Origin of the sequence: Shewanella sp. MF05960 (assembly GCF_050849305.1) — a bacterium.
Classification (GTDB): domain Bacteria; phylum Pseudomonadota; class Gammaproteobacteria; order Enterobacterales; family Shewanellaceae; genus Shewanella.
In genome coordinates this window covers 181,626-193,755 of the sequence record NZ_JBOZPS010000007.1, presented here as the reverse complement: position 1 = coordinate 193,755, position 12,130 = coordinate 181,626, and the positions used below count along the sequence as shown (strand labels likewise).

12 protein-coding genes are annotated in these 12,130 nt (G+C 42.3%); 7 read left to right on the top strand and 5 right to left on the bottom strand.

What is annotated here, in order from left to right; genetic code table 11:
- Nucleotides 1-118 precede the first annotated feature (118 nt).
- Together ACROAE_RS09400 and ACROAE_RS09395 are read left to right on the top strand one after the other, a co-directional pair.
- A complete protein-coding gene (locus ACROAE_RS09400; protein WP_432401065.1) occupies nt 119-865 on the top strand; it encodes a sulfite exporter TauE/SafE family protein in 747 nt (248 codons plus the stop codon).
- 13 nt (nt 866-878) lie between these two features.
- Complete coding sequence (locus tag ACROAE_RS09395; RefSeq protein WP_432401063.1) at nt 879-1,508, top strand: flavin reductase family protein; 630 nt, start codon at nt 879-881, stop codon at nt 1,506-1,508.
- Nucleotides 1,509-1,574: 66 nt separating this feature from the next.
- Here ACROAE_RS09395 and ACROAE_RS09390 read toward each other — a convergent pair whose 3' ends face one another.
- The gene (locus ACROAE_RS09390; protein ID WP_432401061.1) at nt 1,575-2,141 is read right to left on the bottom strand and encodes a porin family protein; all 567 of its coding nucleotides are present in this window, start codon (nt 2,139-2,141) and stop codon (nt 1,575-1,577) included.
- Nucleotides 2,142-2,427: 286 nt separating this feature from the next.
- Complete coding sequence (locus tag ACROAE_RS09385) at nt 2,428-3,963, bottom strand: peptidoglycan-binding domain-containing protein (RefSeq protein WP_432401059.1); 1,536 nt, start codon at nt 3,961-3,963, stop codon at nt 2,428-2,430.
- A gap of 503 nt (nt 3,964-4,466) precedes the next feature.
- On the opposite strand from ACROAE_RS09385, the gene ACROAE_RS09380 reads away from it, so the two are divergent.
- Both ACROAE_RS09380 and ACROAE_RS09375 read left to right on the top strand, forming a co-directional pair.
- The gene (locus ACROAE_RS09380) at nt 4,467-5,468 is read left to right on the top strand and encodes a phosphotransferase (protein ID WP_432401057.1); all 1,002 of its coding nucleotides are present in this window, start codon (nt 4,467-4,469) and stop codon (nt 5,466-5,468) included.
- A gap of 284 nt (nt 5,469-5,752) precedes the next feature.
- On the top strand, nt 5,753-6,832 hold the full coding sequence (locus tag ACROAE_RS09375; protein ID WP_432401055.1) for a GGDEF domain-containing protein: 1,080 nt from the start codon (nt 5,753-5,755) through the stop codon (nt 6,830-6,832).
- Nucleotides 6,833-6,891: 59 nt separating this feature from the next.
- Here the strand turns inward: ACROAE_RS09375 and ACROAE_RS09370 are convergent, their stop codons facing one another.
- Nucleotides 6,892-7,398, bottom strand: coding sequence for a glycine cleavage system protein R (locus tag ACROAE_RS09370; RefSeq protein WP_432401053.1), 507 nt, complete (start codon nt 7,396-7,398; stop codon nt 6,892-6,894).
- 562 nt (nt 7,399-7,960) lie between these two features.
- Between ACROAE_RS09370 and ACROAE_RS09365 the strand changes: the two genes are divergently transcribed.
- Complete coding sequence (locus ACROAE_RS09365; RefSeq protein WP_432401051.1) at nt 7,961-8,602, top strand: acetate uptake transporter; 642 nt, start codon at nt 7,961-7,963, stop codon at nt 8,600-8,602.
- A 170-nt stretch (nt 8,603-8,772) separates the two neighbouring features.
- On the opposite strand, the gene ACROAE_RS09360 is transcribed toward ACROAE_RS09365, so the two are convergent.
- Nucleotides 8,773-9,291, bottom strand: a complete 519-nt coding sequence (locus tag ACROAE_RS09360) for a hypothetical protein (protein WP_432401049.1) — start codon at nt 9,289-9,291, stop codon at nt 8,773-8,775.
- On the bottom strand, nt 9,292-10,092 hold the full coding sequence (locus ACROAE_RS09355) for a winged helix-turn-helix domain-containing protein (protein WP_432401047.1): 801 nt from the start codon (nt 10,090-10,092) through the stop codon (nt 9,292-9,294).
- 456 nt (nt 10,093-10,548) lie between these two features.
- Here ACROAE_RS09355 and ACROAE_RS09350 point away from each other — a divergent pair, with 456 nt between their 5' ends.
- Nucleotides 10,549-11,370 (top strand): cytochrome C, encoded by an 822-nt coding sequence (locus tag ACROAE_RS09350; RefSeq protein ID WP_432401045.1) that lies wholly within the window; start codon nt 10,549-10,551, stop codon nt 11,368-11,370.
- A 10-nt stretch (nt 11,371-11,380) separates the two neighbouring features.
- On the top strand, nt 11,381-11,974 hold the full coding sequence (locus ACROAE_RS09345; RefSeq protein WP_432401043.1) for a hypothetical protein: 594 nt from the start codon (nt 11,381-11,383) through the stop codon (nt 11,972-11,974).
- Nucleotides 11,975-12,130: the final 156 nt, after the last annotated feature.

The window sequence follows — 12,130 nt, the reverse complement described above, 5'->3', positions numbered from 1 at the left end:
GCTTATTATCCCTCGCGAATTGATATCCTTAAATTTGCTTGCTCAATGCCATTCGCTCAGTGCACTATGAACCTCTAAAACATTTAATGACAAGCTCAGTTAATCGACAGAGAGAAACATGTTAACCGATCCAATATTTTGGCTTGTCGCCATACCAGCAGTACTCATTACCGGCATTTCTAAATCAGGCTTTGCAGGTGGCGCAGGCGGCTTAACTGTGCCGTTATTGGCTCTCGCCATTAGCCCAGCTGCGGCGGCAGCGGTCATGCTCCCATTGCTGGTTTACATGGATTTTTTAAGTGTCCGCTCGTGGTGGAATAAACAAAGTAATCAGCAATTATTGATTTTATTACCTGCGGCCATGGTCGGTATTGTGGTGGCTTATTTATTATTTGATCAACTCAATGAGCAGTATCTTCGCGGTATTTTAGGTGTTATTTCGTTAGGCTTTGGCATTTATGGTTTAACGTTTGGTGAGTGGTCTCAGCGTAAACCGTCTGCCCTGATTGGCCGAATATGCGGCACGCTTGCAGGGTTTACCAGCTTTGTCGCCCATGCCGGTGGGCCACCATTAAATGCTTATTTAATCCCGCTGCGCCTAGAGAAAACACAATACCTTGGTACCGCCGTGATGTTTTTTGCCGTTATTAATGCAGTAAAATTGATCCCCTACACCATGCTAGGACAGATTAATCTGAGTAATTTAATGGTTTCAGCCATGCTTGCCCCTATTGCTTGGATTGGAGTAAAACTAGGGCTACGCATTCAAGATAAATTTAATGAAAAACAATTTAAGCAGATCATTCTGAGTTTAATGATCGTAGTAGGTTTACGTTTATTGTGGACCGCATTGATGCCGTCATAAAAAGGGACATGTAATGAGCACTGAAAATCGATTTTTTTATGAGCCGAGTAAAGGCCATGGGCTACCGCATAATCCATTAAATGCGATTATTGGCCCACGCCCTATTGGCTGGATTTCAACGCGTAATGCCCAGGGGCAGCGTAACTTAGCCCCTTACAGCTTTTTTAACTGTTTTAACTACGACCCACCCATTATTGGTTTTGCTAGTACAGGTTGGAAAGACAGTGTGGCTAATATCGTCGAAACGGGCGAGTTTGTGTGGAACTTAACCACTCGCAGCTTAGCCGCGCAAATGAACCAAACCTCGGCGCCATTAGCTCACGGTACTGACGAGTTTGAATTTGCAGAATTAACACCTATAGCCGGTAATATTGTCGCGGCAGATAGGGTCGCCGAAAGCCCAGTCAACTTTGAATGTAAATTAACCCAATGCATTCAGCTCACTGATGCGAATGGCAATAAAATTGATACCTGGTTGGTACTCGGTGAAGTGGTCGCGGTACACATTGAAAAGCACTTACTCAGTGCAGAAGGAATTTACCAAACAGCCTTAGCAGAACCAGTGTTACGTGCTGGCGGACCCTCGGCGTATTATGGTATTTCAGATGATCAGCGTTTCGATTTACATCGTCCTACGCTATAAGCACGAAACAATTAAGGCTACCCGTTGGTAGCCTTAATTTTCTTGATAAACAGCTCGAATAAATTGTTAGAACTGGTAATGTAAACCCAATGCTAATTGCTCAATTTCAGCATCTATATCATCAACATAGCCATACTCATCAATATCAAGATCGCCTTTGCTCATATCGTAACTTAACCGAAGGTTAAGGTTTTCAGTTATTGCTGCGTTTAGACCTATGCCATAAGTTAAACCAAAACCCGAAGCGGTAAAGTCATCATAGTAACCATCAACAACAACCGCCATTGATGCCACACCCACTTTAGCAAAAACCGAAAATGTCTCATTGAAACGCGCAGTAAATGTGGGAGTAAAGGTGAGTGCACCAGCGACCACATCAAGGCCATCTTCACCCACATCAGCGGCAAAAAAGTTACTTTCTAAACCAAACCAGTCGTTAAATTGATAACCACCGTATATCCCAAAACCTGTCGCATCGGCTGAGCCACTGGCATCACCAGAACCAAGTTCTGTTTTATTCACTGCACCACCGATATAAAAACCGCGGTTATCTGATGTTGATGAGAGGGTATCGGTGTTGGCAAAGGCAGGAGCAGCTAAAACAGCACACAAGGTTGTGGCAAGAAGAGACATTTTGTACATCATTGTTCCTTAATGATAGTGAAAAAATCTGGCGAATACTATCACAAAGAATATTAACGCAAACAGTTAATATAACTATATTTTTATCAATAACCCCCGACCATGTACAGCAGCGTTAAACAAGCATCATATAACTAATTTATGTGGCGTGATTAAGGCAGCAAAAAGCCCAGGTGACCGTCTGAATAAGATTGGCACCTGGGCTTTTTTAGCGGGGATAATTAATCTTTAATGGCTTACTTTCACCCTCAAAGATCGACAGCCCTTAGACGTTATATTAAAGATTAACGCCTAATGCTTTTACCGTTTCGATATTGATGTACTTATCGGTTGGTAAGTTATTATCGTTTTGGAATGCATTAACAGCTTTGATGGTATCAACACCCACTACGCCATCAATCTTACCTGGGTTATAGCCTTTTGTTGCTAATGCCTGTTGTAGATCGGTAATGGTTGTACGCGTCATGTTGGTTTCACATAAAATTGGACGCCATTCCATAAAGCCATCTTTATCAATACGGCTCAGTGACACTGTTTCAAACTCTGCAGGCACTTCAGAACGCATCTCTTTCGCAGCAGACACTAATTTAGTCACACTCATGGTTTCATATTTTGCAGCAACATCTACGCGCTGAGTTGATGCAGGGCTTACCACAACACGGCGACTAACCGTTTCAAATTCAGCTGGCGTTTCTGTCAAACAAATCTTGTTGCCAGTGCGAGTTGCTTTTGGGTGTTCGTCGTTATGCACTTCATGCCAAACAAACTCAACATCAGCGACTTTTTGAGTGACCTGAACGTCTTTATACTTAGCAGGCACTTGTGTACGCACTTCTCTTGCTTCGCTCACTAACTCTTGCACGCGAACTGTTTCGTATTCTTCAGGAATATCGACAGTGCGTGATGTTGCAGGAGACACCAATACGCGTTTTGTCAGTGTTTTATAAGTGGCTGGCACTTCAACTAAACACATGATTTCGCCAGTTGCTTCATCAATTTTCTGAATTGGGCCAACGCCTTTTTTCCAGATATTGTGAGCCGGTACGTCTACAACGTCTTCAGTAACCGTTTCATATTGTGCAGCCACTTCTTCCATACGAGTACTGGCTTCTTTAACTAGGATACGCTTTTCAACCCAACGGAATTCTGCAGGAATGGTTTCAACGACATCATATGCTTCGGCAACCAGTACAGACTCACCTTTTTGCTCATAACGTGCAGGCATGTAATGTTCATGGAAACACATTCCAGCCGTGGCATTATTAAGATTAATGCCGTGCTCTGTTGCGGCTTTCAATAATTCAGCACTTGCAGGGGCACTGCCCTTACGTAAGTCGACTAACCACTGCGAACCTGCTGCACGTATTAGTTTTTGCTCAGTCACAACATCGTAAGTTGCAGGTACTGCGACCATGTTAAAGCTAGCAGGTTGTACTTCAATGGTTTCAGTGGCCTGTTGATATTGTGCTGGCACAATACTCACATTTTCACTGGCTTCTTTTACCATGACGGTTTCTGTGTAATTTTCGTAAGTAGGTTCTACCCATACACGCGCATAACATTCACCAGGTTTAGCATTAGGCGGAAGTAACTCACCTTCTGGGCTCGTTTTACCGGCTATAGCATCTTGAGATTGAGCTTCGCGCTTAGCGACCGCTTTTTCTCTTTCTAGCAAGGCATTGTTTCGTTGCGCTAACTCTTCTGCGTTGTATACAGATACACTGGCTGGTTGTGACAAGTTGCTACATGCAGTCAATAAAATAGCAGCAGAAAGTGTGCTCAGTTTGAAAATGGTTGTCCTTGCAGTGGCCATGATTACTCCTGGATCGATTAAGCGGATTTGCTAATATAATGTAACAATATGTAAATCTTTGTTACATTTTGCGCACAGGATACCGTCAAATTACTGACTATTCAACAGCTGAACGTAAAACCGCAAGCCTAATATAAACAATAGCTTGCATTAAACGCGACATTACATCGTCACTTTAACGTCACAATAAATGAAACAATTGTTTCTGAAATAAAACCAATCGATGTTAATAAAGTGTTTTAAAACAAGTGTTAGGTTGCTTATTAAAACATCAGCATGCCCACCGGCATGCACCACGATCAACCGCTTTTTTACGCATAAAAGATACATTAGAAAAAAATTATAAATTTTTACACTCTCACAATAGATCATCATAAATGCGCATTAATACTGAGAGATAAATAAAGGCATTGCAGATAAAATGAACATCGAGGAATAGTTAAGCCTATATTTGAAGTTTGTTACAATAGGGCTTAGCCAATCACGCCGAGACACGCTTACACATGCCAAACCCACCAGTATCAGAGAATATTTTACAACGCATTAGTCATGCTATTGGTGCAAGTCATATCAGCCATGTGGAACTCATACAGCCACTTTGGGGTGGTTATGGCCAGTTATTCAGAGCTTATGTTTGTGCAAAGCCCTATCCGTCTGTCATTGTAAAATACATCCGCTTGCCACAACCGAGTTCGCACCCGCGAGGTTGGAATACGCTTTTGTCTCATCAACGAAAATTACAATCGTACCGCGTTGAAGTAAATTGGTATCAACATTATGCCAACGCACACTTACAACAGCCATTGAGCCCTTTACCTCATTGCATGCATGTAGAACAGCGCGCTGATGAGACCTTACTCGTATTGCAAGACTTAAACACGATTGGGTTTACCCGGGTTAATCCTCATGTGACCCCCTCGGTTGTACGGGCGTGTTTAACCTGGTTAGGTTATTTCCATGCACAATACATGTCAGCCAAACCCAACGGACTTTGGCCAATAGGCACATATTGGCATTTAGACACGCGCCCAGATGAATATGCTGCGTTACCTGATGGCCCGTTAAAGTCAGCTGCGGTTATGATTGACAGTGTATTAAGCCAATGTCCATTTCAAACTCTGGTCCACGGTGATGCAAAGTTAGCTAACTTTTGCTTTAGTGAAGACAACCGAGCTGCGGCAGTCGATTTCCAATACATTGGCCAGGGCTGCGGCATGAAAGATGTCATTATGTTGCTTAGCAGTGTCTTGAATTACCATGAGCCAGAAAGCATGATTGATGCTTATCTTGAGCATTACTTTAGCGAATTGACTCACGGACTAAGTCAGTTTCATCCTCATATTAATCCGCAAGATGTTTTGCACGCTTGGCGGCCGTTATATTGTGTTGCATGGGCTGATTTTCAGCGGTTTGTGAAAGGTTGGAGTGTGGAACACGTTAAAATAAATGCTTATACCGAATCACTAACAGCATTAGCAATAAAGCAACTCACAACATCCACCTAGGCTTACCCTCTTTTGACTTAGTGTCGTGAACCTAATTTATCATTTTTGCTGTTTTATTAACCACACAACTTCTAATTGCCGTTCACCATTGGCTAAGCGCTATATTGCCGTCTACAGTTGATTAACACCTTATTTTTAACAGCTAATTCGTTAATCCGCTCGCGCTTGTTAAGCTGTGTGTTGCCTATACCAACTCAATAAGAAGACGGCATATGGAAAGTCCATTTACGTACATTTTGATCACTTTATTTTTTTCGAGCATTTTGCTGGCGATTATTTTTTTCATGACTTGGCAAACGATGGGGAAACAAAAGTACGCGTTGATGTTTTCATTATCTTTTTTGGCCTCTACAGCCCTTTGGGCCAACACCTTATTTAAAAGCCTATTTCTGTCGCACAATTTGTATTGGATGATAGGTTGCACCCTGTCGATGCTGTCTGTCGTTCTGGGCACCAGGGGGCATTGTTTACGCACTAAAACACCTATTCCAACTTCAGCCTTACTGAGTTTGGGAGGGTTGGGTGTCGCGCTAACTTTTTACTTTACCTATATTGATCCCTTCATTGGCATGCAAATGTCACTGTACTTGTTCATTGATGTGATATTTCTACTCATTACCAGTGTCGTCATCATTAGACATCGAAAAAAATCACGCCCGGCTGAAATCGGCGCTTCTGTGATGCATTTTGTGTTTGCGATAAGTTTGTTTATTGCAGCCAGTATCGCCTTATCACAAGGGCGTAATATGGATGTTGAACTCATAAAACTGTATGCCGTAGTCAATTTTACAGCCTTACCAGCAGCATATGTGGGCATGTCGGTGTTTGTTATTTATATGCTGGCGTCTGATTTAGCAGAAGAAATGAAACGGCTGGCCATGACGGACACGTTAACAAACTGCTTAAATCGGCGGGGGTTTTATGTGCATGCCAAACAACAAATACTGGAGCTGCAACAACAAGCACAACATGTGTGTTTGATTTATTGGGACATCGATAAGTTTAAAGCCATTAACGATCAATATGGTCATGCGGGCGGTGATGAGGTGTTGGTCAGTATTAGCCAAATGATTAAACAGCATGTTAAAAAAGACGATTTGTTGGCCAGAATGGGCGGCGAGGAATTTGTTATTTTAATTGGTCGTACTTGCTATGACGACGCTAAAAATGTCGCTGAGCGATTAAGAGCCATGATAAATAACACACCGATCCCGTTCGGCGAGCAACACATTAATATCACCGCGAGCTTTGGTGTCGTCGAGCTCGGCTCGCAAGACATTAGCGTAGAGCAAGCAATCGACCTTGCCGATAAAGCATTATATCAAGCCAAAAGCAGCGGCCGAAACAAAGTGGTGTTTAGCTAACCTAAACACCATCAAACTTACTTATATACCCAATCAACGACTCTAACTCAGCACTTATGTTATTCGGCAACATCAATACGGATATTGTCACTTAAGGTTTCAAGCTGAGATATCAGTAATCCAACGGTGACGTTCTCAGGTAATCTTAATGTTAATTTAGCACTGTAAACGGTTTTACCTAAACTGGTAACTTGAACGCGGTAACATTCCTGATGATCGACACTGATTTCAAGATCATTTAGAATTTCATTCATGTCATGGGTTAAGCCAGAGCGATCATTACAATCTAATGTGAGCTTGCACTCTGCAGATAAATGAATAGCCTCATGGGCATATTCTGCATAAACAAAAGTCAGTTGGCTAAACTGTTGCTCTAACGCTTGTTTTAACGCCATTTCTTTATCAGCATCAATCATAACCCGCATCATCGCCACAAATTGGCCATCAAGCTTAATGACTTTACTGGTTTCCCAACTCGCACCTATTTCACGGCTAACTTGAGCCAACGATTGCAATAAATTAGGCTTTAATGTGCCCAATACTGTTGTTATAAACTTATGTTGCATAGTGCCTCCGTTGAGAAATAACGCTTACTACAGACTATCTATCACCTTAAACCTCGTCTGTGCACTAGAACACAAATCGCACAAAACCTTCGCATAAAACAAGCAGAGTCGTTCACTGCCTTATATTAATTGGTATAAATTATTGATTTTGCACACACTCACACACTTAGCGTATTTGTGTCGCTTACATCACAAACTTAAGCTGATTACTGCAATCAAAATGACATATTAAGCTGCGCTTAACGTGCTGTTTTTGATTATTGTCACACCAATCAAAACGACTAGCGGTACATCACCCAACAATTAAGCTGCTTTGTATCCAACTGAATTTTAAAGACTTATTAACACAAAATTTGCCCAACCAAATCAACCACAACAAGTTTAGCTGTAAAACCTTGATTTTAAATGTATTTTTATCTTGTAAGTGTTTTTAAGAATACTCATAACGAGTTATTGCTACCTCATTAGGGTTTCTCTAAAATGCGCGCCTTGCCTAATAAGGCTACAGATTAACTTTTTAGCGGCTGCAATGAGCTGTTGAACTTTCCACTAAGGGAACACCATGTCTACAAAATTTGCGAATCCAGCACCATTAGGTTTAATGGGTTTTGGTATGACCACCATACTGCTTAATATTCATAATGCAGGCTATTTTCCAATTGATTCGATGATCCTTGCGATGGGTATTTTTTATGGCGGCATTGGTCAAGTTATTGTCGGTATGATGTGCTTTATGCGTGGTGATACTTTTGGTACCACGGCATTTACTTCATATGGCTTATTTTGGTTAACCTTAGTTGGAATTATTTTAATGCCCAACATGGGTATTGCGGCCAGTCCGGCACACTTTATGGGTTGGTATTTAACATTATGGGGCACATTTACCGCCTTTATGTTTGTCGGATCGTTACGTTACCCGCGCGCCAAACAGTTTGTGTTTGCCTCACTGACGGTATTGTTTTTCTTGCTTGCTGCTCGCGACTTTACCGGTAATGCCTTACTCGGCACCATTGCAGGATTTGAAGGCATTATTTGTGGCGCCAGTGCCATTTACTTTGCCATGGCACAAGTGCTTAACGCTGAATATGGCCGTACTATTTTACCCGTTGGCGAATTAACGCAAGTTAACGTATCAACTAATACTCACCGCCAACCACAAGCAGTTACTGCAGAGCCTGTCGCGTTACACTCAGTTAACGCATAAAAACGGTTGCCATTAAAACAATAAAAAGGCCGGTGCAATCATTGCATCGGCCTTTTTATTTTGTTTTATCATAATTTAATTAATAACTTAGTACACTTAGTGACTTGGCACACTTAATCATTAGTGCGCTTAATCATTAGTGCACTTGAATGACTAGTGCACTTGAATGACTAGTGCACTAGACGGCATCCACACACGGTATTACTCGGTTGAAAGAGTACCACTGCATAATCTTTGGTTTCATCACGTTCAAGTACCTGGACACTCAATGAGTGCATACCGTTTTTGTTTAAGTTGATGCCACTGATATACGATAAATACTCATAATGCTCTGGTGTCGCCTGACCTTTTGCCCCCACGTACTCTTGTTTTGTGGTCACTGAAATATCAAACATTTGTCGTTCAGTATCCACCTTATTCACCTTACCTGTCATCGATAACGTTCCCGCGGAGTTACCCTCTAAATCATAATAGCGATAGTTGATTTGGGCTAAACCATCTTTAGAGACTAAATCGACCAGTAAATAGTGATCACTATCAGCCTTATCCGCTTGATGATTAAATAATTCAGAGCTGCAACTGAGCATAAAATTAGCCGGTTTGGAGGTCAGTGAGTATATTGCTCCTACGCAGCCAAGTAAGCACACAAGTACCACAATATTGATGGCCCATAATCCTTTTCTGGTCATTTACTCACCTCCTCGTGACCGACTTGATAGCGTAATTTGGCCACTTGAAGTGCTGCAAATGTTCAATTGCTCTAACCACTGCGGTGTCACAAATTGCTTTGGCTGGCGCAAATCGCTAATTTTTAAATTACGGATAAGAGACTGACCATAATGATCTCCTCTAAGGGTGATATTGAGCACTTGCTTGTCGTGCGATAAGGATAAAAAAATGCGCGTCCATATCGTTACCGGACAAAATTGTAAACCTTGGATCAATTGCTGGCTTTGCTCTATAAGGAGTTCATTATTGGTTTTAGACGGCGAATATAAAATGATATCAACTTGCTGACCTGAGTTTAAGGTGATGGTTTCTACGCTTAATGGCAAAGCAGGGCCAACTGATTCGCTCGTTTGATTAAACCACCAAAAAACAGCGAGTAACACGCTAACAAGAGCCATAACCACCAGCAACATTTGCAGTGGTTTAATCAAAGTTTTTAACCATGATTTGTCAGAATATTTACGGGCACGATGAGGCCTAAGCAAGTAGCCCTGGCCTTTTACAGTTTCAATCAGCGTTTCATATTGTGGGCCAAGAAATGAGCGTAAGGTAAAAATAGCTCGGGATACCGATGCTGAACTTAGCGGCAAGTTATCTTCGTGCCCAGACTCCAGTAATGGTTTAGCCACGACGTTGCCTTGATACTCCACCAATAATGTCAGTACATGTAATTCTGCTCGAGGAAGATGCCACACCACACCAGTGTCTTGGTTAATCAAATCCCCTTTGCCAATATCGAACCTACAATGGCCCAATTGCATTTTTGACCGCCTCAATAATGACTTAAACGTCGACCAATACAGTGTATGCAAAAAATCTGATGAATTCTGTGATCCTGCTATCTAAGCGTTTTATTCCTTAGTAAAAGTCAGTGTTTAAATTTACAATCTCATCAATCCGTGAGTAATATCACTCTATTTACCAGAATTAAAATGAGTAGATTTGCCATCCAATGAGCATAAATGTGATAAATAAGGCGACTTAAGTCACATTTCATATTCGTTTTATGCGATTTTATCGTCAATTAACTGCTGCAATAATCACACTCTTTGTATTTTGAAAACCTCTACTTTTATCTGCTTTGAATCACACCATTAATAACTCCATCACTTATTGTTACCCCATCAAGTTGTTCAGCAGATTTTGCTAACGACTCTATAGCTCCCAACACCAGCGATTGGGAATAATAAAATAACGATGAGTAAAGGGTGATTATTATGAGCATAAACAGACGTCAAGCATTGACACAGATTATTGGTATTAGCACCGCCGCTGCTGGAGCCACCTTATTAGGTACTTCCGCTTTTGCTGCCACAGACGCAGATGGTAACTACACCCTCGCATTAGGTGAAAAGTTAAAATATATACCACTAGATGCCATGGCAACTGCAAAGCTTGCTTATGAAACAGGCGGCGGCTGTATGCACCAGGTGTTTCACGCCATTATCAACATGTTATCGACATCAGCCAGTGCCGATGCCTCTAAATTTGCCACTATTCCTACTGCGTTAGCAGGTTACGGTTGGGCAGGCGTTGTCGGCCAAGGGACCTTATGTGGCAACCTGAATGCTGCCGGAATGTTGATTAATATTCTCGACGATATTAACGGCCAAAATAGTGCCATTATTGGCGCCTCGTTCCGCTACTACGAAACGACAGATCTGCCATTATCGTCTGCCGAATTTATAGCGGGCATTGGTTCTACCGAAGCTAAATCGCTTGAAGTGGGCGCTACGTCAATTGCTAACAGCCCATTGTGTCACTCATCAATCAGTAACTGGTCTGCGGCGTCAGGTAAAGAATTTGCCTTAAAAGGCGAACGCTGCAAACGCCTCTCTGCCAGCATGGCTTACTATATTGTTGATTTACTTAATCGCGCTTACGGCGGAGAAGATATTTCAGCATTAACCATCGCGAAGCCGTCAGTAGAAGCACAAGCTTGCCAGTCATGCCATGGCGTAAGTTCAACAATGGGCTCTGCTGCCAGCGTGAAAACCGATATGGAATGTACGACTTGTCATACAGGGCATTTCAATTAAGGAGCGCATCATGAAGATCAAATATCTTAGCGCCATTTTAGCCAGTAGCTTGCTAATCATTGGTTGTGGCAGTGATAACGATGACGACGACATCATTACCGTTGAGCCGCCTGTCGTTGTGACACCACCCGTTGTCGTTGTACCACCTGTAGTTGTTGTACCACCCGTGGTTGTCGATCCTGTGAGTGAAGGCGTGACTGTTGATGAAGCCACCGACATATCGATGCAGCTTGACTCATTTGATGCGGCAACAGGGGCATTAACGTTCACATTGACCAATGCCGACGGTAAAGCCATTACCAATGCCAGCGATTATGACATTGTGTATTTTGGCTACCCAGACCCAGCATCACCTTCCATTAAGCCAAAAGCCTGGAAGCGCTGGCATGTAACGCAAAGCTTCAAGTGCGATAAAACCGACAGCGACAATTGTGTTGGCCTACTTCAAGAAACTGATGTTGAAGGAAAGTATACCTTTGATGCAACCGACCTCGACCTAGGCAGTAAAGCCGCTGCTGGCGCTGTAGAAGTGTTTAAAGTTGCGGTTCAAATTCATGGTTCAATTGCCAGCAATGAAATCACCCTTATTGCCGCAGACGAATGATGATTCCCCCCACGTTAGTTAGGAACATAGCCAGTTCACCTAACTAAACTTGGACCTCAGCCGCAGGCTTATAGCTGCGGCTTTTTTTAACTCTCAATGTTAATCTTTACCCCAACAAAAAAGGGCCTCGTTTATACGAGGCCCTTTGTTTTATGA